Annotated in this window: 20 protein-coding genes; 5 read left to right on the top strand and 15 right to left on the bottom strand. The window is 72.6% G+C overall.

The annotated features are described in order from the left end of the window. The first annotated feature begins 413 nt into the window (after positions 1-413). Positions 414-1,373 (top strand): helix-turn-helix domain-containing protein, encoded by a 960-nt coding sequence (locus ACRX5S_RS36575; RefSeq protein WP_436777552.1) that lies wholly within the window; start codon positions 414-416, stop codon positions 1,371-1,373. Between the two features lie 192 nt (positions 1,374-1,565). Here ACRX5S_RS36575 and ACRX5S_RS36570 read toward each other — a convergent pair whose 3' ends face one another. From ACRX5S_RS36570 to ACRX5S_RS36545, 6 genes are all read right to left on the bottom strand, one after another. Continuing rightward, positions 1,566-2,198, bottom strand: a complete 633-nt coding sequence (locus ACRX5S_RS36570; protein WP_436777551.1) for a CoA transferase subunit B — start codon at positions 2,196-2,198, stop codon at positions 1,566-1,568. Continuing rightward, on the bottom strand, positions 2,198-2,971 hold the full coding sequence (locus tag ACRX5S_RS36565; RefSeq protein ID WP_436777550.1) for a CoA transferase subunit A: 774 nt from the start codon (positions 2,969-2,971) through the stop codon (positions 2,198-2,200). Before ACRX5S_RS36565 ends, ACRX5S_RS36570 begins: the two co-directional genes overlap by 1 nt. Positions 2,972-3,020: 49 nt before the next feature. Beyond that, positions 3,021-4,244, bottom strand: coding sequence for a fumarylacetoacetase (gene fahA / locus ACRX5S_RS36560; protein WP_436777549.1), 1,224 nt, complete (start codon positions 4,242-4,244; stop codon positions 3,021-3,023). Then, the gene (locus ACRX5S_RS36555; RefSeq protein WP_436777548.1) at positions 4,241-5,167 is read right to left on the bottom strand and encodes a hypothetical protein; all 927 of its coding nucleotides are present in this window, start codon (positions 5,165-5,167) and stop codon (positions 4,241-4,243) included. Before ACRX5S_RS36555 ends, fahA begins: the two co-directional genes overlap by 4 nt. Continuing rightward, positions 5,164-6,366 carry a homogentisate 1,2-dioxygenase gene (locus ACRX5S_RS36550; RefSeq protein WP_436777547.1) on the bottom strand — a complete coding sequence of 401 codons (1,203 nt, stop codon included), beginning with the start codon at positions 6,364-6,366 and terminating at the stop codon, positions 5,164-5,166. Before ACRX5S_RS36550 ends, ACRX5S_RS36555 begins: the two co-directional genes overlap by 4 nt. A gap of 152 nt (positions 6,367-6,518) precedes the next feature. Next, on the bottom strand, positions 6,519-7,133 hold the full coding sequence (locus tag ACRX5S_RS36545; protein ID WP_436777546.1) for a MarR family winged helix-turn-helix transcriptional regulator: 615 nt from the start codon (positions 7,131-7,133) through the stop codon (positions 6,519-6,521). 151 nt (positions 7,134-7,284) lie between these two features. Here ACRX5S_RS36545 and ACRX5S_RS36540 point away from each other — a divergent pair, with 151 nt between their 5' ends. Then, positions 7,285-7,941 carry a DsbA family oxidoreductase gene (locus tag ACRX5S_RS36540; protein ID WP_436777545.1) on the top strand — a complete coding sequence of 219 codons (657 nt, stop codon included), beginning with the start codon at positions 7,285-7,287 and terminating at the stop codon, positions 7,939-7,941. A gap of 98 nt (positions 7,942-8,039) precedes the next feature. Here the strand turns inward: ACRX5S_RS36540 and ACRX5S_RS36535 are convergent, their stop codons facing one another. The 9 genes from ACRX5S_RS36535 to ACRX5S_RS36495 form a co-directional block, all read right to left on the bottom strand. After that, positions 8,040-9,677, bottom strand: coding sequence for a beta-N-acetylhexosaminidase (locus ACRX5S_RS36535; protein ID WP_436777544.1), 1,638 nt, complete (start codon positions 9,675-9,677; stop codon positions 8,040-8,042). Positions 9,678-9,738: 61 nt separating this feature from the next. After that, positions 9,739-11,025, bottom strand: a complete 1,287-nt coding sequence (locus ACRX5S_RS36530; protein ID WP_436777543.1) for an FHA domain-containing protein — start codon at positions 11,023-11,025, stop codon at positions 9,739-9,741. A 93-nt stretch (positions 11,026-11,118) separates the two neighbouring features. After that, positions 11,119-12,435 carry a VWA domain-containing protein gene (locus ACRX5S_RS36525; RefSeq protein WP_436777542.1) on the bottom strand — a complete coding sequence of 439 codons (1,317 nt, stop codon included), beginning with the start codon at positions 12,433-12,435 and terminating at the stop codon, positions 11,119-11,121. A 5-nt stretch (positions 12,436-12,440) separates the two neighbouring features. After that, the gene (locus ACRX5S_RS36520; protein ID WP_436777541.1) at positions 12,441-13,712 is read right to left on the bottom strand and encodes a PP2C family protein-serine/threonine phosphatase; all 1,272 of its coding nucleotides are present in this window, start codon (positions 13,710-13,712) and stop codon (positions 12,441-12,443) included. Next, a complete protein-coding gene (locus ACRX5S_RS36515; protein WP_436777540.1) occupies positions 13,703-16,057 on the bottom strand; it encodes a tetratricopeptide repeat protein in 2,355 nt (784 codons plus the stop codon). The genes ACRX5S_RS36520 and ACRX5S_RS36515 overlap by 10 nt, the downstream gene beginning before the upstream one ends. Beyond that, positions 16,044-17,456 carry a hypothetical protein gene (locus tag ACRX5S_RS36510; RefSeq protein ID WP_436777539.1) on the bottom strand — a complete coding sequence of 471 codons (1,413 nt, stop codon included), beginning with the start codon at positions 17,454-17,456 and terminating at the stop codon, positions 16,044-16,046. The genes ACRX5S_RS36515 and ACRX5S_RS36510 overlap by 14 nt, the downstream gene beginning before the upstream one ends. After that, a complete protein-coding gene (locus ACRX5S_RS36505) occupies positions 17,453-18,505 on the bottom strand; it encodes a glutamate ABC transporter substrate-binding protein (RefSeq protein WP_436777538.1) in 1,053 nt (350 codons plus the stop codon). Before ACRX5S_RS36505 ends, ACRX5S_RS36510 begins: the two co-directional genes overlap by 4 nt. Further along, complete coding sequence (locus ACRX5S_RS36500; RefSeq protein WP_436777537.1) at positions 18,502-19,833, bottom strand: hypothetical protein; 1,332 nt, start codon at positions 19,831-19,833, stop codon at positions 18,502-18,504. Before ACRX5S_RS36500 ends, ACRX5S_RS36505 begins: the two co-directional genes overlap by 4 nt. 1,634 nt (positions 19,834-21,467) lie before the next feature. Then, complete coding sequence (locus tag ACRX5S_RS36495; protein ID WP_436777536.1) at positions 21,468-22,280, bottom strand: ABC transporter ATP-binding protein; 813 nt, start codon at positions 22,278-22,280, stop codon at positions 21,468-21,470. 261 nt (positions 22,281-22,541) lie between these two features. On the opposite strand from ACRX5S_RS36495, the gene ACRX5S_RS36490 reads away from it, so the two are divergent. The 3 genes from ACRX5S_RS36490 to ACRX5S_RS36480 are packed head-to-tail and all read left to right on the top strand — an operon-like array spanning position 22,542 to position 24,525. Further along, on the top strand, positions 22,542-23,507 hold the full coding sequence (locus tag ACRX5S_RS36490; RefSeq protein WP_436777535.1) for an ATP-binding cassette domain-containing protein: 966 nt from the start codon (positions 22,542-22,544) through the stop codon (positions 23,505-23,507). Beyond that, positions 23,504-23,653 (top strand): hypothetical protein, encoded by a 150-nt coding sequence (locus ACRX5S_RS36485; RefSeq protein ID WP_436777534.1) that lies wholly within the window; start codon positions 23,504-23,506, stop codon positions 23,651-23,653. The genes ACRX5S_RS36490 and ACRX5S_RS36485 overlap by 4 nt, the downstream gene beginning before the upstream one ends. Continuing rightward, on the top strand, positions 23,650-24,525 hold the full coding sequence (locus tag ACRX5S_RS36480) for an ABC transporter permease (protein WP_436777533.1): 876 nt from the start codon (positions 23,650-23,652) through the stop codon (positions 24,523-24,525). The genes ACRX5S_RS36485 and ACRX5S_RS36480 overlap by 4 nt, the downstream gene beginning before the upstream one ends. The last annotated feature ends 106 nt before the right edge of the window (positions 24,526-24,631 follow it).

Here is a 24,631-nt window from a genome sequence, read left to right as displayed (position 1 = left end):
GGTCCGGGGGCGGACCGCGACCCACCTGCGCCCCACGACGCCTCCCCCGGTCAGGCAGGCCCTTCCACGCGCGGAAGGGCCCTGGAGGCGGCGACGGACGCGTCACGGTGGCCGCCACGAGCGCACGGCCCGCCGACGGGCACGCGCGATCCGCCACCCGGCGAGCGTCGGCGTTTCCGACCATACGGACCGGATTCGCGGTCTACTGGGCTGTGCACGCACACTTGTCGGCTGCGCGTGCATCAGGCCGCGCACCCCGCGCACCGGTCTCCCGGCCCACGGTCACCCGGCCACCGCCGGTCGGCCCAACCGGTCGGCCCGTCGGTCGGCCCAACCGGGCGGCACCGCCGGGCTGTTCCGTCCGGCACCGGGCCGCCGGGCGCAGGGGGCGTCTGCGTACGGAAGGGTGTGCGATGACCGTCCTCATCGACACGACGGAACTCCCCGTCGCGGAAAGGGTCGACGCGGTCTACACCGCCATGGTGGAGGCCGTCGCCCCGTGCTACGTCATCCACGAGGCACCTGCCCACACCCTGCACACGCGCGTCGAGGAATGGCAGCTCGGCGGCGCCCGCGTACTGCGCACCGAGTCCTCGGGCTTCCGGCTGCTGCGCACCCCCAAGCAGTCACGCAGATCGGCGTCCCCGATGATCGCACTGTCGGTGCAGACCCGGGCGGCGGGACGCCACGTGCAGTTCGCCGCCGAGCAACTCGTGCCGCCGGGCGGCCTGATGATCGCCGACCTGAGCGCGCCGTACGACTTCTCCTGGTCCGGCCCGGGCGGCGCCGCGACCCTCCAGGTGCCGATCGACCAGCTCGGCGTCTCCGCCGACGTCATCCGCCGCGCCATGACCCGCCTGCCGGCAAGTCCCGTTTACCACCTGCTGATCGAGCACGTCCGACGCATCACCGCCGAGGCCCCGCGGCTCTCCGACGACGTCAGCGCCCCCGAACTGGGCGCCGCAAGCGTCGAGTTGGCCCGCGCGCTACTCATCTCCGCCGGACGATCCGCCGGAACGGGCCGCCCCGTGCTGGCCGAGACCCTCCTCACCCGAGTACGCGAGTACGTGCGTGCCCGCCTCACCGACCCAAACCTCTCCCCGGACTCGGTCGCCGCCGCGCACAACATCTCGGTCCGCTACCTCTACAAGATCTGCGCCCAGGCCGGTTTCAGCCTGGAGCAGTGGGTCATCGGCGAACGCCTCCGCGGCGCCCGCGACGAACTCGCCGACCCCGTCGCGGCAGGACGCACCGTCGCCGTCGTCGCCCGCCGCTGGGGCTTCAGCGACCCCACCCACTTCGGCCGCCGCTTCCGCGCCGAATACGGCCTGACCCCCAGCGAATGGCGCCGCCGGTCCCAAGACGAACCATGACCCCACCACCGCTCACCGCCGATTGAGCACCCGCGTAAGCCCCGCGACAACCGCGGTCGTCAACAACCACCCGGCAGCCCGCAGCGCATATCCCGCCCATGCCCCCTGAAGCCGACCACGCCGCACGCTCGCCGAACACACTGACCGACGGCGACCGGCCGGATCTGGACGGCCGAACGAGAAGGCGTTCCGTCAGGTCGCGAGGAGCCTGGGGCCGGTTTTGGCTCGTAGTTCGGACTCGGGGACGTCCGGGGCCAGTTCGACGAGATGGAGGCCGTCGGGAGTGACGTCAAGGACGCCGAGGTCGGTGATGACGCGCTGGACGCAGGCCTTGCCGGTGAGCGGGAGGGTGCATTCCTCGACGATCTTGGGGCTGCCGTCCCGAGTGACGTGCTCCATGAGCACGATGACCCGGCGGACGCCGTGGACCAGGTCCATGGCCCCGCCCATGCCCTTGACCATGGTGCCGGGCACGGACCAGTTGGCGAGGTCGCCGCCCGCGGACACCTGGAGGCCGCCGAGGATCGCGGCGTCGATGTGGCCGCCGCGGATCATGCCGAAGGAGAGCGCGGAGTCGAAGGTGCTGGCGCCGGGGAGGAGGGTGACGGTCTCCTTGCCTGCGTTGATCAGATCCGGGTCGACGTCGTGCACGGAGGGGTAAGGACCGACGCCCAGCAGGCCGTTCTCCGAGTGGAGGACGACTTCCGTGCCCGGCGGTATGTGGTTCGGGACGAGGGTGGGCAGGCCGATGCCGAGGTTGACATAGGCGCCGTCGGTGAGTTCGGTCGCGGCACGGGCCGCCATCTGGTCGCGTGTCCAGGGCATCAGCGCAGCCCTGCCGCCATCGCTCGGATCGTACGTTTCTCGATGTGCTTGTCGGCGGCCTGTTCCCAAGTGAGGGGGACGACGCGTTGCACGAACACACCGGGCAGGTGGATCTCGTCGGGGTCGAGTTCGCCGGGCGGCACGATCTCCTCGATCTCGGCGATGGTGACGCGTCCGGCCATCGCCGCGAGCGGGTTGAAGTTCCGGGCGGAGCGCTCGAAGACGAGGTTGCCGTGGCGGTCGCCGCGGGCCGCGCGGACGAGGGCGTATTCGGTGGTGATGCCGTGTTCGAGGACGTAGTCGACGCCGTCGAAGGTGCGGACCTCCTTGGGCGGGGAGGCGACCGCCACCGCGCCGTCGGGGCCGTAACGCCAGGGGAGTCCCCCGTCGGCGACTTGGGTGCCGACGCCTGCGGGGGTGTAGAAGGCGGGGATGCCGCAGCCGCCGGCGCGGAGGCGTTCGGCGAGGGTGCCCTGCGGGGTGAGTTCGAGTTCGATCTCCCCGGCCAGGTACTGCCGCGCGAACTCCTTGTTCTCGCCCACATACGAGCCCGTCGCGCGGGCGATGCGGTGGGCGCTGAGGAGGAGTCCGAGGCCGAGGTCGTCCACGCCGCAGTTGTTGGAGACGACGGACAGGTCGCTCGTGCCCTGCTCGTACAGCGCCCGGACGAGCACGGAGGGGATGCCGCAGAGTCCGAATCCGCCGACGGCGATCGATGCGCCGTCGGCTATGTCCGCGACCGCATCGGCCGCCGAGGCCACCACCTTGTTCATGGGATTTCCCTTTGCCGGATTCCGGTGCCGGATTCCTGTCGTCGGTTGCTCAGCCGCGTGTGGGGACGATGCGGCCGGTGACTTCGCCGAGGGCGATGCGGGTGTTGTCGGGGCCGGGGGCGGTGGCGGTGACGGTGACTTCGTCGCCGTCGTCGAGGTAGGCGCGGGTGGACCCGTCGGAGAGCTTGACGGGGTCGCGGCCGTTCCAGGTGATCTCGATCAGTGCGCCGCGCTGGTCGACGTCCGGGCCGCTGACCGTGCCGGAGGCGTAGAGGTCGCCGGTGCGCAGGGAGGCGCCGTTGACGGTCATGTGGGCGAGTTGTTGGGCGGCGGTCCAGTACATGGTGCGGAACGGAGGGCGGGAGACGGTGTGTCCGTTCAGCGCGATCTCGATCGCCAGGTCCAGACCGCCGGGTTCGGTGGTGCGGTCGTCGAGGTACGGGAGGGGTTCGACGTCGCGCGGCGGCGGCTCGGTCCAGGCGTGGGCGAGCGCGTCCAGGGGGGTGATCCAGGGTGAGACGGACGTCGCGAAGGATTTGCCGAGGAAGGGGCCGAGGGGGACGTACTCCCAGGCCTGGATGTCGCGGGCGGACCAGTCGTTGACCAGGCACACCCCGAAGACGTGGTCGCGGAACGCGCCGAGCGGGACCTGGGTGCCCAGGGTTGTCGGTGTTCCGACGACGAAGCCGACCTCGGCTTCGATGTCCAGGCGCAGGCTCGGCCCGTACGTCGGCGCGGCGTCCGTCGGGGCCTTGCGCTGCCCCGACGGGCGGGCGATGGCGGTGCCGGAGACGACGACGGTGCCGGAGCGCCCGTGGTAGCCGATGGGGAGGTGTTTCCAGTTGGGGGTGAGTGGTTCGCCGTCGGGGCGGAAGATGCGGCCGATGTTTCGTGCGTGGTGTTCGGATGCGTAGAAGTCGACGTAATCGGCGACGGTGAACGGCAGGTGCAGGGCAGCGTCCTGGCGGGGCGTCAGGTTCGGCTGCACGTGCGGGCGGTACGCGGTGTCGGTCAGCCACGCGGTGATCTCGGCGCGGACGGTGGTCCAGACGGGGCGTCCGGCGGCCATCAGCGGGTTCAGGTTCGCCGCGGACAGGACCGTGGTGTGGTCGGAACCGGTGGCCTGCGCGACGGCGCCGACATCGAGGATGTGGTCGCCGATCGCCACGCCGATGCGGGGGGAAGGGTCCTCCGTGGTGGTGAACACGCCGTACGGCAGGTTCCCGGTGCCGAACGGATGATCTGCCGCGACAGGCAGCCAAGTGGACGTCACGGGGTCTGCTCCTTGGGGTCCGAGGGCGGGGCGATCAACCCCAGGGAGATCAGGTCGGCGAGCGGCTCGGCGACGCTGCACGAGCCGAACGCCGTGAACGCCGCCCGGTATTCGGCACCGTGCGCGGCGGCGGTCAGCCGGACGCGCGCGGCGACCGGCGCGGGATCGGACTCCCCCAGCGGCCGGGCGATGCTGTGCACGACAAGGGGCAGCCCCTCGGCCCGGTCCGCCTGGGCGACACGCAACGCGGTCAGGACGTTGAGGAAGCCGTGGTGCCGGAAGCCGGTCACGGGGTCGGTGTGGCGTACCGCGTTGTGCAGCCCGGCGGTGAGCTTGAACGGGAGTTCGCGGGCCACGCATTCGGCGAGGAAGGCCGCGAGGCGCCCGTCCTCGGGGAAGGCCTCGGCGACGGTGCCGCCGGTGCGGAACTTCGCGCGGTGCCGGGTCTCCGCGATGGCGTCCAGCGCCTCCGGCATGGCCTGGTCGGCAACCACCTCGATGGCCCCCGGCACGCCCTCGGGCAGGTGCTCGTGGAACGCGCCGACCAGTTCCGCAGGATCGCCGTTGGCCTCGACTCCGGCGAGGACAAGTCCGGGCGTTTCCAGGACCATTCGTACGGCATCTCCGACGGCCGCGGCGCCACCGGCGACGACCACGCCCACCCGCAGCGGGCGTTCGGGGTCGGCGAGGGCCGCGAGGTCGGCGATACGCCCGGAGCCGACGAGGAACTGGCCGACCAGGTCGGCGTACCAGGAGGCGCGGTGCGCGTGATGGGCCTCCACGGCCTCGGCGAGCGGGAGGTTCCCGGGCGGGAAGATCGCGGCGTCGTCGACGAACCCCGCGAACAGGGCCGGGATCACGCCGGGTTCGGGGGCGGGGACGGGTGTGGTGTCGGGTACGGGATCCGGCTGCCGGGCGGTCATGCCTCCGGCCCCCGTCCTGACCAGGTCCAGGCGTAGCCCGGATCCTCCGCCGCGAGCCCGCCCTCACCCAGTTCCAGAGGCCGGAACGTGTCGACCATCACGGCGAGTTCGTCGAAGAACTCCACCCCGATGCTGCGCTCGTACGCCCCCGGTTGCGGCCCGTGCGCATGCCCGCCCGGATGCAGCGACACCGACCCCTGGCCGATCCCGGACCCGCGCCGCGCCTCGTAGTTCCCGCCGCAGTAGAACATCACCTCGTCCGAGTCCACATTCGAGTGGTAGTACGGCACGGGAATCGACAACGGGTGGTAGTCAACCTTCCGCGGTACGAAATTGCACACTACAAAACCCGCGCCCTCGAACACCTGGTGCACCGGCGGCGGCTGGTGCACCCGCCCCGTCAACGGCTCGAAATCCGCGATGTTGAACGCATACGGGTACAGGCAGCCGTCCCACCCGACCACGTCGAACGGATGCCCCGGGTAGGTGTAGCGCGTCCCGACCGGGCCGCCGTGCGCACCGCGGTGCTTGACCAGCACCTCGACATCCGAGCCGTCCACCACCAACGGCTCCTGCGGCCCGCGCAGGTCGCGCTCGCAGAACGGGGAGTGCTCCAGGAACTGCCCGTACTTCGACAGATACCGCTTCGCCGGGGCGACATGGCTCGACGCCTCGATGCAGTACGCCCGCAACGGCCCGTCCCCCGCAGGCACCCACCGGTGCGTCGTCGACCGCGGCAGGAGCACATAGTCGCCCGGGCCCACCGTCAACGTGCCGAACACCGTCTCGACGACCGCCTCCCCGGACTCGACGTACACGCACTCGTCACCCAACGCGTTGCGGTACAGCGCACTCGGCGCACCCGCCACCACGTACGAGATCCGCACATCCGCGTTGCCGAGGACCAGCCGCCGACCCGTGACGACATCCGCGGCCTTCCACTCCGCCCCGGGGAACAGACCGTGCAGCTTCAGGTGCCGCGGCAGCAGCGGATGGTTCGGCGTCGTCGCCTGGTCCGGCAGCTCCCACACCCGCGCGTCCACGATCGCCGACGGAATGTCCCGGTGGTACAGCAGCGACGAATCGGAGAAGAAGCCCTCCTCCCCCATCAGCTCCTCGTAGTACAGGCCCCCTTCCGGGGTGCGGTGCTGGGTGTGCCGCTTCCGCGGCACCGAACCCAAACGCCGGTAGTAGGCCATGACTCACACCTTCGTCCTCGTCGCAGGGTGCCGGTCTGCGTTCTCCCGTTCCCGGCATCCGGAGGATCCAATCGGATCACTCTGTAAAACCTTTTACTATTCTGGCACCAGGCTCGCGGCACCGCCAGACCCCGGCACAAGGTCGCCCCCGCTCAGTCCCTGCGCCGCACCCAGTCGCCCGTCGCGTGTGCCGCGACCTTGCCCAACAGCTCGACAAACGTCGCCCGCTCGTCGTCGGACAGCGCCTCGGCCCACTGCCGCTCGCGGGCGTTCTGCGCACGGTACGCGGCCGCCAGGGCGCCCTCCCCCGCCTCGGTGAGCCGCAGCGTGACCGCCCGTCCGTCGTGCGGCGCGGGCCCGCGGGCCACCAGGCCCTGCTTCTCCAGCGTGTTGGCCAGGCTGGAGATCGCCGCGCGGCTCATCCCGGACATCTCCGCGATGCGCTTGCCCTCCGTCGGCCCGGCCAGCCACAGCACGTTGAGCAGGCGGAAGGCCGGCCAGGTCCAGCCCTGCGGGCGGTGCACGGCCGACTCCAGGTCGTACGTCACGACGTTCGCGACCCGGTTGATCAGCAGGATCATCCGCAGCGCCTCGGCATCGATCCCCGGCTGCCGCCGCGCCGCCCGGCGTACCGCGAAGTCGACGAACGACAGGAAATCGACGCCGTCGGCCTCCCCCGGCTCGGCCGGTGCCGGGGCGGGGCGCGGTTCACCGGGCGGGTTCGGGGAGGCTGGGGAGACCGGGGACGCGGCGGCAGGGTCTGGCACAGCGTCAGGGTACGCGCCGAGCCCGTCCGGCCGGGATCGAACCGCCCTGGCGGCCGACCGGTTCACGGCTCCCCGCCGGGCTGTGCGGAACAAAACCGCGGGCGGCCCTGTTGGGCTGCGGGAACAAGGACGCGAACCGGAGGGAACTGTCGTGTTGCAGGTCGAGGTCTACAGCGACATCGCTTGCCCGTGGTGCTACGTGGGCAAGCGGCGCTTCGAAAAGGCGCTCGCCGCGTTCCCGGGCGGCGCCGACGTCGAGGTCGTGTACCGGCCGTACCAGCTCGACCCTTCCACCCCCGAGAAGGCCGAGCCGCTGTCGGAGCGGCTCGCCCGGAAGTTCGGCCCCGACCAGTTGCCCGCGATGCACGCGCGGCTGCACGAGATCGGGGTCGCCGAGGGGATCACCTTCGACTTCGACAACGCCCTGTCGGCCAACACCTTCACCGGGCACCGTCTCCTCTGGCACGCGCTGGAGGCCTACGGGCGCGACACGCAGGCGGCCCTGAAGGAGCGCCTGCTCCAGGGCTACTTCGGCGAGGGCCTTGACGTCGGCGACCACGCGAAGCTGACCGGCCTCGCCGCCGAGGCCGGGCTCGACCACGACCGCACGGCCGAGTTCCTGGCCTCGGACGAGGGGCTCGCGCAGGTGCGGCAGGCGATCGACGACGCCCGGGAGATCGGCGTGACGGCGGTCCCGACGTTCGTCTTCCAGGGCAAGTGGGCGATGCAGGGCGCGCAGGAGACGGAGACGTTCTTGCAGGTGCTGGAGCAGGTGACGGAGGAACTGGGCAGGCAGCCGTCCGCGTAGGCGACCAAGGCCAGAGGCATCCGCGCAGGCGACAAGGCCGGAGCCGAGTCCGCGAGCCACGCGTCCCCGACCGCACGCCGCGCCCGTTCCGAAGACCCTCAGTCGAGGTCGCGCCTGGCGTACGCGATCCCTGCCACGTCCCAGCGCGGCAGCTGCGCGGCGAGCCGGGCGCGGTAGCGGTCCCAACCGCGTGCCTCGGGGACGGACCAGCCGATCTCGGCGACGCCCGCGACGCGCGGGAAGGCCATGTGCTCGACGTCCGCGAAGCTGTCCAGCGTCTCGCTCCACAGCGGCGCCTCGACGCCGATGACCGCGTCCTCGGGCACGCCGGCCAGCAGCGTGGCCGGGTCCCAGTCGTACGACTGCCGCACGTCGACGGTCCCCGCCCAGGTCAGCCCGAGCTTTTCCGCACCGTCGTACTTCATGTCCAGGTAGACGCGGTCGGACGGGGAGAGCACGACCTTCGCCCCCGCCCGCGCCGCGGCGACGATCATGTCCGCCTCACGCCCCTGCTGGTTCCAATACTGGACGACGGCGCCGGGCACGGGCGGCACGTCCGCGAGCTGGTGCCAGGCCATGACCGTCTTGCCGTGCCTCCCCACGATCTCCTGGGCCCGCCGCATGAACGCCGCGAACTGCTCCGGCTTGAGCGTGTGCGCCTCGTCGCCGCCGATGTGCACGTACGGCCCGGGCGTCAGCGCGGCGACCTGCCCGACCACCCGGTCGACGAACTCGTACGTCCGCCCACTCTCCACGCACAGCGTGCTGAAGCCCACGTCGATGCCGGTGTACGGCTCGTATTCCCGTCCGTCGCAGCCCAGTTCGGGGTACGCCACGAGCGCCGCGCCGGTGTGCCCCGGCAGCGCGATCTCCGGGACCAGCGTCAGTCCGCGCTCCGCCGCGTACGCCACGACCTCGCGGTAGTCCTGCTGCGTCCAGAAGCCCCCCGGCCCGCCGCCGACCTGGGTGGCGCCGCCGACCTCGGACAACCGCGGCAGCCCGTCGATCGCAATGCGCCAGCCCTGGTCGTCGGTCATGCGCAGGTGCAGGTGGTTGAACTTGTAGCGGGAGATGTCGTCGACGAGGCGCCGCACGTCGGCGGGCGCGAAGTACTGCCGGACGATGTCGAGCATCATGCCGCGGTACGCGTACCTCGGGCGGTCGACGACGCTGCCGCCCGGCACGGTCCACGGCCCCGCCGCGGGCGCCTTGGACTCGACGGAGACCGGCAGGAGCTGACGGAGGGTCTGAACTCCATGGCGCAGTCCGGCCGTTCGTGCCGCGCGGATCTCGACGGCGTCAGCGGTGACGGTGAGCCGGTAGCCTTCGGCACCGTCCGGGCCGTCGGGCTCCAGGACCAGAGCGATCCCCGACGGCGGCGCATTCGCGTCGAACTCCCGGACCGGCAGCACATATCCGGTCGCGGGCCGGAGCAACGAGGCGAGCAGCTCGCCGACTTGGGCAGCCTCGGCCGAACCGGGGTCGGTGAACACCGCCGCGTCCGAGGCAAGGGTCCATGTGACGCCGGGAGTTGCGGTGGCGCTGACGGGCGCGGGCAGGATGGCGTCGTAGCCGGGCGCGCCGCGGGCGGCATCCGCGGCGTCGGTGGGTCCGGAGGCACCGCCGCCGTCCGGACCGTGGCCGGACACCAGTTCGACGGTCCCCCACGCGGCGAGCCCGAAGATCAGCAACAGCGCGGCCGCTACCGCCCAGATCCGCTTGGTGCCACCGCGCATCGGTACTCCCCGGGGCCGATTGCCGGACGTGGGTCCGGGCGAACTCTACGGCCCCGTGACGTCACCGAGCCCGCAAGTTGACCTCAAGCGTCGTCCACGCGCCCACATGGATGCGGTCCCCGTCGTGCAGATCCACCGGCAGGTTGAACTCGATGGCCCGCTTGCCGCCGTTCAGCGTCGTGCCGTTCGTCGACCCCGGGTCGACGAGCTGCCACGAACCGTCCTGACGCCCCAACAGCACGACGTGCAGGTGCGATATGCCCGGATCAGACGGCGGACCGGACAGGTCGATCTCCGGTACGTCCGCCCCGGCGGCTCCGGCCCGCCGGCGGCCGACGCGCATGCGGTCGCCCTCCAGCGCGACCGTCCACGTCTCGTGGTACGGCGGGAACCGCATCGCGTGCGCGTCCGGGCCGCCCTGCGAGACGACCCGCTCGAAATACTCGGGGTCGGCCGTCACGCGCACCGTCCAGACGTACGAGCCCTGCGGGGCCTGCGACCCCCGCGGCGGCGCCGTCCCCGGGTGGTAGTCGGAGGGCAGCATCGGCGGGCGCGGGGGCACCGTGACGGGCCCGGAGCCGACGACCGTGCCGCCGCCCCACTCGTCCGCGTAGGCCTGCTCCTGATAGCCCCCGCCGCCCGAGGAGTACGACTCGCCGGGCGGGTAGCCGGCCGGCGGGCTGGTCTGAGGCGTGTACCCGTACGACTGCTGCACCGGCGGGCCGGACGCCTGCCCGGGCACACTGCCGCCCGCGTGCGTGCCCTGCTGTCCGGGGTAACCGCCCGCCGCGGGCCTGCCCTCGTGGCCGGTGGCCTGGCCCCCGTGGCCGCCCTGAGTGCTCTGACCGCTGTGGCCGCTCTGCCCGCTGTGCCCACTCTGGGACCCGTACCCGCCCTGGTCCGCCGAGTAGCCCCCCTGGTCCGGGTACCCGCCCTGCCCCAAGTACTCCGGCTGCTGCGGAAGCGGTGGTGCCTGCGCCCGCGACTGCCCCTGCGGTTGCTGCGGAGGCTGAGGCTGCTGCCCCGACCCGTAGTCGTACCCCGTCCCCGAATACCCCTGCACGCCGCCCTCCGTCGGCGGGTACTGCGCAGGCGGCGCCGAACCGTACCCCGCCGCGCCGCCGGGGTCCGCGTCGAACTCGTGGCCGCACGCCTCGCAGAACCGCGTGGCGCTGTCCCGCGGCGTGTGGCAGACCGGACAGGGTTCACCGGGCACCCGGGCGTAGTCGGCGGCCGTCCCCGACGCCGGGTACTGCTGCTGGGGCATGGCCTGCCGACCGATCGGCCTGCCGCACGCGTCGCAGAAGTCGTCGGCGATCGAGTTGTGGCCGCGCGGGCATATCGCCATGTCAGCGCCTCCTGTCTTCCGTGACGACGACGCGCGCCGGGGCCCGGCGGTTCGGCATGCGGACGAGTTTCGGGTGTTTTGCCGGTCGGCAGGCTACGAGGTCCGCAGCCGCGACGTCTTCACCGAGGCCGTGTCCAGCGTCATCTCGTCCTCGTCGGACACCTTCCGCCGCAGTTTGATGGTGCCCGTCACCGGGTCCTCGTCGACGACATTCTTGATCAGCTTGGCGGTGTGCTCGTCACCGGACTCCTTGGCCAGGTCGAGCGCGCGCCCGAGCTTCGCGGTCGCCTCGCTCTCGTGGCCCACCCGGCGCGCCTCCAGGCCGTCCTGGATGGCCTGCGCCAGCTCGGCACGGCCGGTGTAGAACGCCACCTCCTTGCTGATCTTGGTGGACAGCTCCTCGTTGTCGGTCCATTCGGCGAACACGCCGATGCGGGTCAGCTCGTGCTCGGTGCCGTCCCCCGCGCGCGAGACCAGGCTCACCAGCCCGACGCGCACCGGGTCGTCGATGTCGCCGGGCTCGACCTCCAGGCAGATGTGGTAGTCACGGCTCTCCGTGCCCCATGAACCGGTCGGGTAGTCCCCGATGTTGGGTCCGGGCTCGCTGCGACGGTACGTCAGTTCCTCGATGGACGGACGCACTTGCTTGACGAACTTGACCTGCGCGCTGCCGGGAGTGCGCAGCCGCAGGGCCACGTCGGCGACCGCCTTGCCCATCGCGTTCTCGATCATCGCGGTGAAGTCTGCGACGAGGTTGGCCGGTTCGGCCACGATGTCGAGGCTCCCGAGCAGTCCGGAGGCGACCTGGCGGAGCTCGGCCACCACCCAGTCCGTCCCGACGCCGCGGCAGTCGCACGTGAAGACGCCCTGGCACTGCTCGATGGCGGCGGCCAGGTCGGCGGCCGTCTCGCTCTCGTCCTTGCCGTCGGTCAGCAGGATCGCGTGGCGGATCGCCTCCGGGTACGGCGACAACAGCCGCCTCGCGGCCAGCAGCCACTGCCCGATCGCCGTCCCGCCGCGGGCCCGCAGCCGGTCGACGGCGCGCTTGGCCTCGCGCCGGGTGTGCGCGTCGAGCGGCACCAGGCGTTCGTCGGACGGGTACACCATCGAGGCCATGCCGGTGCCCGACACGACGGCGAACAGCGTCCCCTCGCGCAGCGCGTCGATCGCCGCCTTGGTCGCCAGCTTGGCGGAGCTGAGCTTGGTGCCGGGGAAGTCCATCGACCCGGACGTGTCCACGAGGATCACCTCGGCGGCCAGGCCACCGGACACGGCGCCGCCGGACACCTCGCCCTTCGCGGTGACCGTGGCGACCGCGTGCACCTCGCGCCCGCCCATCGGCAAGTACTGGTTCTGGAAGACCTCGACATCGAAGTCCGGCGCCCCGGAGGGGCTTGCGTTGGCGGACATTGGGGCTACTCCTTGGGTTCCGGCCCGGCGTGGGCGGCGGGCGGGAAGGGGACGAGGACCACGGTGATGTTGTCGGCGCCCCCGGACTGGAGGGCGTAGTCGGTCAGTGCCCGTGCGGCCCGCATCGGCTGCGCGAGGCCGTAGGGCAGCGCGAACGCGGAGAGCGTCTGCGCCGCCTGCACGTAGTTCCACAGCCCGTCGCTGCACAGCAGCACCGCGCCGGGGGTGTTGGGCCGGAGCGTCATGACCCGCGCACGTACCTCGCCCGCGTCGGCGCCGAGCCACGACACGATGGCGTGGGCGCGGCTGTCGGCGTACGCCTGGGCCTCGGTCAACTGGCCGCACGCCACCATGCGAGCGGCCCACGAGTCGTCTTCGGTCAGCAGTGCGGACGGGGTCGGCAGCCGGATCGTGCTGTCCGCGCCCACCGCCTCCGGGAAGGCCGCGGGCGGCGGGGTCTCCGGCAGCGCGATGCGGACCGGTTCGTGGTCCGGCTCGGGCGCCGGGCGCGACGTGCCGCCGTGTGCCGGCACCGTGCTGTCCTGGTCGCCGACGGGATGGTCGTCCACCGACAGCCAGTAGGCGCGGCTGTCGCCGACCCACCCGATGGTTACCGTCTCCTGGGTGACGACCGCCGAAACATACGTACACGCCGGCGCGTTGCCGTCGACGTCGCCGGGACCCGCGAGCCGTGCCACGGCACTTGCCGCCGCGGCGGCGGCCGCGCGGGTGGCGGCCTCCGGTCCGGCCCCGCCGCGCAGCGCGGCGACCAGCGCGGCCCCGGCGGCCCGTGCCCCGGTGCCGGACGCGTCGTCCGGCCGCGGCGACGAGGAGACGCCGTCGCACACCACCGCCACCACGCTCGGCCCGCCGTGCGGGGACTGCACGACCTCCACGGCCATCGCGTCCTCGTTGCGGCGGTGGCGCAGGCCGCGGTCGCTCATCCCGGCGGCGATGCGCAGATCGGTGACGACCGAGTCGCGCGGGTTGTACGCCCGGCCGCACGACTCGCACCAGCCGTCCGCGCCGATCGACGAGGTACGGCACGAGCGGCACGTCGCGGTGGCGAACTCACCTCGGCGCGGCGCGCGTTCGGCCACCGGCGGCGGAGGCGCGTTGCGCAGTTCGTAGCCGCACGCCTCGCAGAAGTTGTAGCCGGGTTGGGGCTGCACCCCGCAGCTCGGGCAGCCGGCGACCGCGCCGGGTCCGGCGGCCGCGCCCACCGCCGGATCCGTGCCGTGCGACGTCCTGCCCGTGCCCACGCCGATCACACCCATGTCCGGGGGCGTACTTCGTTGGCCTTGTCCACCAGTGCCACGCGTTCCTCCGTAGCGTCGACGTGCCGCGCGAGGGAGCGGAAGGTGCGTTCGAGGGCGAACCGCAGCGGGCGCTCCTGGAGTTCGCTGCCGAGCACCGAGCCGTCGCGTCCGGACGCCCCCGAGCGTCCCGTGCGGACCCAGGCGAGTGCGGAGCCGAGGAGTTCGGCGGCGAGCCGGTCGTACGCCTCGCCCTCGACCGGCAGGTTCTGGAGGTGCGAGGAGGCCTGGAGCAGGTCGTCCTCCAGCGCCTCCGCCGGGTCGCGGTCGCACACCCGGGTACGGAGCGCGGCGGTCTGCGCCGCCACGTAGTAGGCGGAGGTGTCCGGCACGGACTCCATAGTCGCCACCGCGCCCACCCGGTCGCCGGAAGCGAGGCGGCAGCGGGCCAGGCCGAACGCGGCGCTCACGTAGGACCGGTCGGTGTTCCACACCCCCTCGTATTCGCGCGCCGCCTGCACGGGGTTGCCGTGCTGCTCCAGGCAGATGCCGAGCGCGAGGCGCGGCGCGCGCTCGCCGGGCAGCAGCGTGCGGACCGCGTCGAAGGAGGTGAGGGCGTCGCTGATGCGGCCCTCGGAGAGGGCGGCCAGGCCGCGGTACCAGAGCAGGCGCCAGTCGTCGGCCTCGACGTCGTCGAGGAACGCCTCGGCGCGCGTGACCAGTCCGCGTTCTATGCAGACGTACGCCAGGCGCAGCGTGGCCTCGACGGAGTCGACGCCCGCCGCCCGCAGCGCCGCCAGGAGCTCGTCGGGGTCGTTGGTCGGCAGCGAGGCCAGCAGGCCCGCCGCGGGGTCCGACGGGTCGACGCGCGGCACCGGCAGTCCGGCCGCGGTGGCGACCGCTCCCGGGGCGCCGGGCGCGTTCCAGGCGGTGACGTCGGTGTGCGCGACGCGGGTCTCCGGGCCGAACAGGCCGGACAGCGCGGGCCTCGGTTCGCCGGTGCGTGCCGAGACGACCTCGCGCAGCACGCCCAGGCACTGCTCGGCCATGTCGGCGGCGGTGGCGAAGCGGTGCTCGGGCTCTTCGTGGGTGGCCCGCAGCAGCAGCCGGTGGTATGACTCGAACTCGGCGAACAGCGGCACCGAACTCGCGGGCGGCAGCGCGCTCTTCCAGTCCTTCGTGAAGTTGGCGAAGGGGAAGCTGAGCACCGCCATCGTGCGCCCGACCGTGTACAGGTCGGACTCGGGGCTCGGCCCCACACGCCCGATCTCCGGCGCCTGGTAGCCGATCGTGCCGTAGATGGCGCCCTCTTCGTCGTCCACGTGCCGGACCGCGCCCATGTCAATCAGCTTGAGCTGGTCGTCGGTCTGGATGACGTTGTCGGGCTTGAAGTCGCAGTAGATCAGGCCGCGGCTGTGCAGGTGTCCGAAGGCGGGCAGGATCTCGATGGCGTACGCGAGCACCTGTTCGAGCGGCAGGACCGCGCGGCGGTCGGCCAGTTCGGTGCGGCGGCGTTCGACGAGGTCCTTGAGCGACATGCCGCCGACGTACTCCATGACGATGTACGTCTCGGCGTCGCCGGTGTAGCGGTCCTGGTGCGTGACGACGTTGTGGATCGTGACGATGTTGGCGTGCTGCGTGTGCGCGAGGATCCGCTGCTCGGCCAGGACGGCGTCGCGGGCGTCCTTGTCGCCGCTGCCGAGCAGGCCCTTGAGCACCACCCACTTGTCGTGCAGCACGGTGTCGACGGCCAGGTACACCCAGCCGAAGCCGCCGCGGGCCAGGCAGCCGACGACCCGGTACTGGCCGACCATGTCGCCGGCTTCGAGCTTGGGCGCGAACGAGTAGGGCGTGCGGTCGTACGGGCAGAAGCCGTTGGCGATGCCGGGCTTGCCGTCGCGCCCGCGCCCGACCGGGCGGCCGCAGTCCTCGTTGCGGCAGAAGCGCTTCTCCTCCGGTATCACCGGGTCCTTCATGAGGATCGCGGCGGGGTCGCGCACCGGGACGGCCGGGATCTCCACCAGCCCGGCACCCAGGCGGCGGCCGGAGACGCCGGTGGTGTTGCGGCGCGAGGTGCGGCCGGACGTCCGACCGCTGCGGCCGGACGAGGTGACGCCGGATCGGGCGCTGCCCGAGCGGGTGCCCGCGGCCGAGTGCCCGGTCGGGCCGAGGCCCCCGCCGAGGCCGCTCGCCAGCCCGGAGCCGGTGCCGGCGCCCGTGCCCGAGCCCGAACCTGACTTGGCGCCGCCCGCACCGGACTTGCCGGGGCCCGCAGTGCCGCTCTTGAGCGGCTTGCGGCCGCAGTCGAGGCAGTATCCGTCCTCGATGGCCCCGGTGCCGCAGTCGGAACGGTTACAGGTCGCCATTGTCCTCGCCTTCCCCCCTCGGCCCTTCGGCCCTCGTCGGGCCGCCGGCGCGTCCGGCGCCGCCCGTTCCCGATCCCGTCTCGGTTCCGGCGCCGCTGCCCGCCTCGGCGCCGGTCTCGTTGTGTATGCCCCGCGCGTCGAGTTGAACCGCGCGGTGGTGCACCGGTCTTGGCGCGGTGACGGCGAGCTGGTACTCGCCGACGAGCCGCGCCGCGTCGTCCAGGTCGCACGGCGCGCGCCAGAGCACGTCGTACGCGCGGTGGTGTAGACGCTCCAACACCTCGTCCTCGCCTCGCCCGCGTCCGCCCGCCATCGCACGGTACGCCTGGAGCAGGCCCCGGAGTTCGTCGCGGCGGGCCAGCAGCGCGTCGAGTTCACCGCGGGCCGCGCGCAGCCGCTCCCCGGCCGCGTAGGCGTCGCGCTCCAGGGAGCTGAGCTGAGCCGAGAGCTGCGGCCAGGCGTCGCGGCGGCGCAGATCGGCCACCTGCGCCGCGCGGGCGCGCAGCGGCGCGGCGGCGGCCGGAACGTCGGGGACGCCGTACGAGATGCGGGTGAGCACGTGCGCGCGGCGGCGCTGCGTCTCGGCCTCGTCGGCGGCCAGCACGTCGAGGAGGCCGGTGACCCGCTGCGCGCGCTCCTCGTACCGCTCCTGGAGCAGCCGGAGTTGGCGCAGCCCGTCCTGCACGCCCTTCAGGTCGCGCTCGAAGCCGTCGAGGTCGACGTCGCCGACGCGCGAGCGGGCGGTCACGCCGACGAAGCGCAGCGGGTCGGCGGCGACGCGGGCGCGGGCGTCCGAGAGGCGCTTGCGGACCTCGGCGACGACGCGCGCCTCCACGGCGAGCGCGGCCTGGCCGCCGAGCCGGTCCACGAGCGCCGCGGTCTCGGTGGCCGACGCCTCGACGCGGTCCAGGCGCGGCAGCACGATCGACCACACGTCGTCGACGGCGGCGACCAGTTCGGTGGCGCGGCGCCACACGGTGTTCATCTCGGCCACCACGGCGTCGAACGTCAGCGTGCGGTTCGTGGCGGCCGGTTCGACCAGGCCGCGCTTGCCGATCGGCAGTTCCTCGCCGGGCACGCGTACGTTGGCGCCGGTCAACAGCCGTGCCATCTCGTCAAGTTCGGCGCGGGACGGCCGGGAGCGCCGGGTGCGCAGCGCGCGGGCCTCGTCGAGCACGGCGCCGTAGGCGGAGTACAGCTCCCACAGGCGGGCGATGTCGGTCCGGCAGGACGCCCAGCGCTCCTCCGTCCGCCCCTCCAGCACGGCGCCCTCCAGCAGGCGGCGGCCGGGGTGTTCCTCCAGGGCCATGAGGCCGGCGGAGATGCCGTCGCGCTCGGTGTCGAGGCGGGCGATCTCGCGGTCGACGTGCTCGCGGGTCCAGTTGCCGGGGGTGGTCACGACTCGGTCCGCCAGGTGGTGACCGCCGGGGGCTTCGGGTCGGTCTCGTTGAGGGAGGTGCCGATGTGCTTCTTGTACAGCTCGGTCCAGCGGCCGGAGCTCTTCACGTCGGCGAGCACGGCGTTGACGAAGCGCACGAACTCCGCGTCCGCCTTGTTGATCGCCATGGCGTACGGCTCTTCGCTGATCCGGCCGCCCACGACTTCGGTGAACTTGGCGTCCTGGGCCTGGAGTCCGGCCAGGATGGTGTCGTCGGTGGAGATGGCGTCGGTCTCGCCTTTCTGGAGTTTGACCAGGCAGTCTGCCCAGGTTTCGCCCTCGACGGGAACGGCCTGGTACTGCGGGTCCTTGATGCGGGCCAGCGAAGTCGAGCCGTCGACCGCGCAGACGCGGTATCCGGCGAGGGCGGCGAGCCCCTCGTCGCGGACGCGCTGCGGCAGGCTCGGGTCCTTCTGCACGAGGGTGCGCTGCCCGGCGGTGAAGTAGACGTCGGAGAAGTCGACGCGCTCGCGACGCTCGCAATTGACGGTCATGGTCATCGCGACGATGTCGACCTGGTCTTCGTCCACCTGGTTCTGCTCGACGGCCGGAACGCGGTCGGCGTTGAGGAGCACGCGGAACCGGATGCGGTCGGGCCGGTCGTCGCCGAAGATCGCCTTCGCCACCTCGCGCAGCATGTCGATGTCAAAGCCCTTCAGGGTCGCGTCGACGGGGTCGAGGTAGCCGAACGGGTAGGTGCTCTGGTCCACTCCGGCGATCAGGAAGCCCCGCTGGACGATCTTCTGCATCCTGCTGTCGGCGGACCAGGAGGCGGGCTTCGGCACAGAGGCGGGCGGGCGCAGGCTGAGCTTGGGATCGCCGCAGTCCGTGGCGGCGGGTGCCGGCGGTGCCGCGGGAGCCGCCGGGACGGCCCGGGGCTGCTGCCGGGGCGCGCCGTCCGCTCCGGCGCCGCCCTGCGAGGCGACCACGAGGGCGATACCGACGGCGAGTGCGGCGGTGGTGCGCCGCGTGCCGCGTCCGAGCAATGCGTGCGAATCCGTGCTTTTCACCGGTATTCCCCCAACCTCCGGCGGACCCCGTCGACGATCGCCGCGGCGGCGACGGCAGCCAGGACGAGCAGCCCGACGGCCAGCCCCTCCATGGCGTCGCGGCCGCGGGCGGCGGCCTTCTCGAAGTCCGCCTGGTCCTTGGCGATGGCCTCGGAGAGCGCCTTCTCGGCGCGCGCGAAGGCGACTTGGGAGGACCCGTCGTCGTTGATCACGAGCGCTACCGCGCCCTTGAAGTTGGTCTGGTTGAACTGGTTCATGACATTGGCGTTGGACGCCCTCCAGTCGGCCACCGCGGCGCGCGCGTCGGCGATCCGCCCGGTGGCGAGGTCGTCGTCGCGCGAAAGGCGCTCGGCCTCGCTCAGCAGCCCGTCGGCGCCGGGAGCCTGCAACAGCCGGAACTGCTCGTCCAGCGCCTCCTTGTAGGCACCCCCGTCGCTGCCCTGCTGGACGAGGATCTGCCCTTCCGCGGCGCGGGCCTTCAGCACCGCGAAGCGGGCGTCCGACAACGCGTCGACCGGGCGCCACCCTTCGTCGCGGCTTGCCGTCAACTCCGAGCGGGCGGTGGACAGCCCCGTGGTCAGCCAGGCCAGCGAGGCGGCGACGGCGAGGGACGCGAGGAACAGCCCGGGGTTGATGATCCGCTTCGTACGCCGGGCCAGCATCACTTGCGCCACCACCAGTGCGCCCAGCGCGAACCCGCCGCACAGGTAGGCCGCGAGCGGCACAGCGGTCGCCTCGCGGTGGTCGTCGCGCAGCCGTCCGGCCGCGATCTCGTGCAACTCGGCCGCGGCCGGCAGGATCACGCGCTCCATCTGGCGGCTCGCCGCCCGCAGATACGCGCTGCCGACCGGATGCCCCTGCCGCGTCGCCGACTTCGCCCAGGCGACGTCCTCGCGGTACTTCGGGATCTCGACCGAGAGACGGCTCAGCAACTCCGCGACGGGTCCGGAGGCCCCGGCGGACGACGCCGACATCAGCGCCCGCTGCGCCGTCTCCAACGACCGCTCGTAGTCCTCGCGAAGCTCCTTCTTCTCCACACCACCGGACAACAATCCGGCCGCGGCGGCGGCGTCGGCCTCGGCGAGCGCGCGGTACAGCTCCTGGGTCCGGACGCCCAGCGGCTCGCTCCGCGTCGCGACGCGCTCGGCCGCCTGCGACCGCTCTCGTACCGCCGCGAACGCAAACAATCCCGCCAAAAGCGACAGCAGGACGAGCAGCACACCGACGACGGCAAGCCGCCCGGGCGTGGTCCGCGCGCCGCGCACCACACGCCCCACCACCCCGCGCGAAGTCGGCGCGACATGGGGCCGAGCCACCGCTGTGACCACCCGCCACCTCCCCCGGGAACGCCCCCCATCCCGCCGATCCCGACCGGATCGGCAGCCACGAGGGTCGGTCCGCCCCCACCTCCGAAGTTATCGTGCGCCACCTCCGACGCCCGATGGTCTTCCCTCAATCCACCCATGAGCAGGCATTCCGACGAGCCCCAAACCCCACCACATCCCCCGGCGGGGATCCACCCCCGGACACCCGACCACACCGCCACGACTCGGTCGGCGCGAAGGCCACACCGGAGCGGCAACAGCGCCACCCAGCGCCCAACGCCCGCGCAGCCCCGCTTCACAAGCGGTCGAACGTGACGCCGGGAAGCCGGGAAGCCGGACGCGTGCGAACGCCGTTGCCGACGTGCGCATTCCGCTCCCGCAAACCCCCGGCAACTGCCGCCGAACGTCAGCGAGTCCCGCCCGCAAATGACCGCCATCGGCGCCACGACGGCGCAGTCGTCGTGCGGGCCGCCCACACCATGTGGTGCGCGCGAACCCAGGGCGGCGTTCCCCGTGCGGGGAACGCTCGTGCAGGCGGAGTCACCCGCCCACGTCCATGCGGTCACGGCCGCTTCACAACGCAGCCGCAGTGCCACACCGCAGCGGGGCCGACTTCGCGAGCCGCCGCACGCGACGTTGGGGCAGGCGCGCCAACGCCGTTGCGAGCCGACGCCGCCTGCCGCCTGCCGCCTGCCGCCTGCCGCCTGCCGCCGCAACCCTGCGGCAACCGCCACAGCGCGTCAACGAGTCCGGCCCGCAACGGCCGCCGAGTGGCGCGGAGCCCCGAACACCCGCCTTGCGGTGCGGATCCCCCGCCACACACGACCGCCCCCAACCACGCAACTCCCCGCACGCGGTTGTCACCCCTCCACGGCCGCCGCGTGGGCGCAGGGCCCCGAACACCCGCCCTGCAGTGCGGATCCCCCGGCCCACACGACCGCCCCCCAACCACGCAACTCCCCGTACGCGGTTGTCACCCCTCCGCGGGCGCCGAGTGCCGGGCCCCGAACACCCGCCCTGCAGTGCGGATCCCCCGGCCACACACGACCGCCCCCCAACCACTCAACCCCCCGCACGCGGTTGTCACCCCTCCACGGCCGCCGCGTGGGCGCAGGGCCCCGAACACCCGCCCTGCAGTGCGGATCCCCCGGCCCACACGACCGCCCCCCAACCACGCAACTCCCCGTACGCGGTTGTCACCCCTCCGCGGGCGCCGAGTGCCGGGCCCCGAACACCCGCCCTGCAGTGCGGATCCCCCGGCCCACACGACCGCCCCCCAACCACGCAACTCCCCGTACGCGGTTGTCACCCCGCCGCGGGCGCCGAGTGCCGGGCCCCGAACACCCGCCCTGCAGTGCGGATCCCCCGGCCCACACGACCGCCCCCCAACCACGCAACTCCCCGTACGCGGTTGTCACCCCTCCGCGGGCGCCGAGTGCCGGGCCCCGAACACCCGCCCTGCAGTGCGGATCCCCCGGCCACACACGACCGCCCCCCAACCACTCAACCCCCCGCACGCGGTTGTCACCCCTCCACGGCCGCCGCGTGGGCGCAGGGCCCCGAACACCCGCCCTGCAGTGCGGATCCCCCGGCCCACACGACCGCCCCCCAACCACGCAACTCCCCGTACGCGGTTGTCACCCCTCCGCGGGCGCCGAGTGGGCTGCCCAGCGGTTGTTGTGGCGGGTTACTTGGATGGGGCGGGCGAAGCATGCCGTCAGGTTAGGGGCGGTCAGGACGGTGTCGGTGGGGCCGGACGCCTGGATTCGGCCGTCTCGTAGGAGCAGGGCGTGGCCGATGTTCGGGGCCAGTTCTTCCAGGTGGTGGGTCACCGTGACGGTGGCCAGGTGGGGGCGGGCGGTTGCGAGGCGGTGCATCGCATCGATGAGGTCCTCGCGGGACGGCAGGTCGAGGGCGTTGAAGGGTTCGTCCAGGAGCAGCAGGGCCGGGTCGGCGAGCAGCGCGCGGGCGATGAGGATGCGGGCGCGCTGTCCACCCGAGCACACGCCGTACGGCCGGTCCGCGAGCTCCTTCAGGTCCAGCTCCGCGAGCAGTTCCTCGGCCCGCGCGCGCGTCGCCGCGTCGTACTTGCGCCACAGCGGCTGCACGGTCCCGGTCGCCCCGGTGAGCACGACGGTGTGCGCGGTCTCGTCCAGCGGGACCTTCTGCGCGCTGGAGACGAACCCGATCACCGCCCGCAGCTCACGGACGTCGACGCGCCCCAGCCGGTGCCCCAGCACGTCGACCGTGCCGACCGTCGGGTGCATCGTCGCGCCGAGCAGCCGCAGGACCGTCGTCTTACCGGCGCCGTTGGCCCCGAGGAGCGCCCAGTGCTCGCCCGCCCGCACGGTCCAGTCGATCCCGTCGAGGATCACCTGGCCCGTCGTGTACTTGCGTACGCCGACACCGCGCAGTTCGGCGACGGTACGGGGTTGCTCGGCCGCGTCCACGGTTCCTCCCGATGGTCGGTGCGCTGCTGCCCACGCCAAAGAGCCCACTTTAGATGCATACAACACGTATCTGTCGCTGCGTCCAGGGTGTGGGACCGGCTCCGGCCCACCCCCTGTGACCTGCGGAAACAGCCGCTGTCAGGCGCCATGTCAGCGTCGTGCCAGCGAGCCGCGCCCCGTGACAGCGAGGTGTGCGAGACCTGTCAGCAGACCGTTGCACCGTGGTCGTCGTCACCTGATGAGAGAACCACGGGAGCCACGATGACCCGCTACGCGATTGAGGCCGAGGGCCTCGTCAAGCGCTACGGCAAGACCACCGCCCTGGCCGGGATCGACCTCGTCGCCCGCGAGGGCACCGTCCTGGCGCTGCTCGGTCCCAACGGGGCCGGGAAGACCACGACCACCCGCATGCTCGCCACCCTGATCACGCCGGACGCGGGGCACGCCACCGTCGGCGGGTACGACATCGTCCGCGACGCCCCCGAGGTCCGCCGCCTGATCGGCCTGACCGGGCAGTACGCCTCCGTGGACGAGGAGATGTCCGGCTTCGAGAACCTGGTCCTGCTCGGCCGCCTGCTCGACCTGTCGCGCTCCGACGCGAAGGCCCGGGCACGCGAGCTGCTGGAGCGGTTCGAGCTGACCGACGCGGGCCACCGCGCGCCCGGCACGTACTCCGGCGGCATGCGCCGCCGCCTCGACCTGGCCGCGAGCCTGGTCGGCCGCCCCCGTTTCCTCTACCTGGACGAGCCGACCACCGGTCTCGACCCCCGCAGCCGTGGGGACGTGTGGGGCCTGGTGCGCGGCCTCGTCGCCGACGAGGGCGTCACCGTCCTGCTGACCACGCAGTACCTCGACGAGGCCGACCAACTCGCCAGGGACATCGCGGTGATCGACCACGGCCGCGTCATCGCCAACGGCACCGCGGACTCCCTCAAGGCGCAGATCGGCGGGCAGAGCCTGGAGATCCGCCCGGCGGACCCCGCATGCCTCGACGAAACGGCCGCCATCGTCGCGGAGTTGACCGGCCTCGCACCGGACCGCACCACCCGCCCCGGCGTCGTGACGGTCGCGGTGCACGATCCCGACCTGCTGCCGTACGTGGTGCGCCGCCTCGACGAGGCCGGCATCCGCGCCACCGAACTCGCCCTGCGTCTGCCGAGCCTGGACGAGGTCTTCATGGAACTGACCGGGCACGGCGCGGACGCCGAGGCGCCCGCCGCCGCGTGAGGCGCACCGCACCGCAGACCGTGCGGTGCCACCGCCGCCCGTCCGTCCCCGTTCCCCCGCTCGTCCGTACGCTCGGCCGCCGCTACGAACGCGTGGCCCTGCTGGCCGCGTTCACCTTCCTCGTCCTGTTCAGGAGTTTCCTGTGACCACCGCAACCGCGCACCCCGACGCCTCGTCCCCGCAGTCCCCCGGCCCGGCGCCGCACACATCCGCCCCGCACGAACCCGGGGCCAAGAGCCAAGTGCCCCGCCGCTCCGACCCGTTCGCGGTCGTCCGGCACACGCTGACGCTGACCTGGCGCAACCTCGTCAAACTCAAGCGCCAGCCCGAGCAGTTGATCGACCTGACGCTGCAACCGGTCATCTTCATCGTGATGTTCGTGTACCTGTTCGGCGGCGCGATCGAGGGCAGCACGCACGACTACCTCCAGTTCGTGCTGCCCGGGATCCTCGTGCAGACCGTCGTGTTCGCGTCGCTCGGCACCGGCGTCGGGCTGTGCGAGGACGTCGCCAAGGGCGTGTTCGACCGCTTCCGCTCGTTGCCGATCTCCCGGTTCGCCCCGCTGGCCGGTGCCGTCCTCGGCGACATCTGCCGGTACATGGTCGCCATCGCCATGGTGTTCGGCTTCGGCTCGGCGATCGGCTTCCGCGTACAGACCAACGCCCTGGCCGCGCTCGCCGCGGTCGGCCTGGTCCTGGTGTTCGCGTTCGCGATGTGCTGGATCTTCGCGTTGCTCGGCGTCGTCATGAAGAACCCGCGCAGCGTGCAGGGCACCGCGATGCTGGTCGGCTTCCCGCTCACCTTCGGCGCGAACATCTTCGCCCGCACCGAGACCATGCCCGGCTGGCTCCAGGCGTGGGTCGACGTGAACCCGATCAGCCACCTCACCAGTGCGGTACGCGGGCTCCTGGTCGGCGGCGAGGTCGCCGGCCACGCGGTGGCGACGCTGCTGTGGGCCGCCGCCATCTTCGCGGTCTTCGCCCCGCTGGCCGTGCGCCGCTACAAGAACAACGCCTGACGATCGGCCGGTACGCCGCCGACCCGGACCCGTCCTTCCCGCCCAGCCCTTCAACCCGAACTCCGTGCGACGCGGCGGTCCCGGCGGTCTTCCTCCGCCTGGGCCG

Origin of the sequence: Yinghuangia sp. YIM S09857 (assembly GCF_051388915.1) — a bacterium.
GTDB lineage: Bacteria > Actinomycetota > Actinomycetes > Streptomycetales > Streptomycetaceae > Yinghuangia.
This window is presented reverse-complemented; position numbering and strand designations above follow the sequence as displayed.

Excerpts from the sequence above, each read along its gene's own strand:
- ACRX5S_RS36565 (WP_436777550.1), bottom strand. The coding sequence starts at position 2,971 with ATGAACAAGGTGGTGGCCTCGGCGGCCGATGCGGTCGCGGACATAGCC.
- ACRX5S_RS36535 (WP_436777544.1), bottom strand. The coding sequence starts at position 9,677 with ATGCGCGGTGGCACCAAGCGGATCTGGGCGGTAGCGGCCGCGCTGTTG.
- ACRX5S_RS36570 (WP_436777551.1), bottom strand. The coding sequence starts at position 2,198 with ATGCCCTGGACACGCGACCAGATGGCGGCCCGTGCCGCGACCGAACTC.
- ACRX5S_RS36490 (WP_436777535.1), top strand. The coding sequence starts at position 22,542 with ATGACCCGCTACGCGATTGAGGCCGAGGGCCTCGTCAAGCGCTACGGC.
- ACRX5S_RS36520 (WP_436777541.1), bottom strand. The coding sequence starts at position 13,712 with ATGGGTGTGATCGGCGTGGGCACGGGCAGGACGTCGCACGGCACGGAT.
- ACRX5S_RS36555 (WP_436777548.1), bottom strand. The coding sequence starts at position 5,167 with ATGACCGCCCGGCAGCCGGATCCCGTACCCGACACCACACCCGTCCCC.
- ACRX5S_RS36550 (WP_436777547.1), bottom strand. The coding sequence starts at position 6,366 with ATGGCCTACTACCGGCGTTTGGGTTCGGTGCCGCGGAAGCGGCACACC.
- ACRX5S_RS36515 (WP_436777540.1), bottom strand. The coding sequence starts at position 16,057 with ATGGCGACCTGTAACCGTTCCGACTGCGGCACCGGGGCCATCGAGGAC.
- ACRX5S_RS36525 (WP_436777542.1), bottom strand. The coding sequence starts at position 12,435 with ATGTCCGCCAACGCAAGCCCCTCCGGGGCGCCGGACTTCGATGTCGAG.
- ACRX5S_RS36575 (WP_436777552.1), top strand. The coding sequence starts at position 414 with ATGACCGTCCTCATCGACACGACGGAACTCCCCGTCGCGGAAAGGGTC.
- ACRX5S_RS36530 (WP_436777543.1), bottom strand. The coding sequence starts at position 11,025 with ATGGCGATATGCCCGCGCGGCCACAACTCGATCGCCGACGACTTCTGC.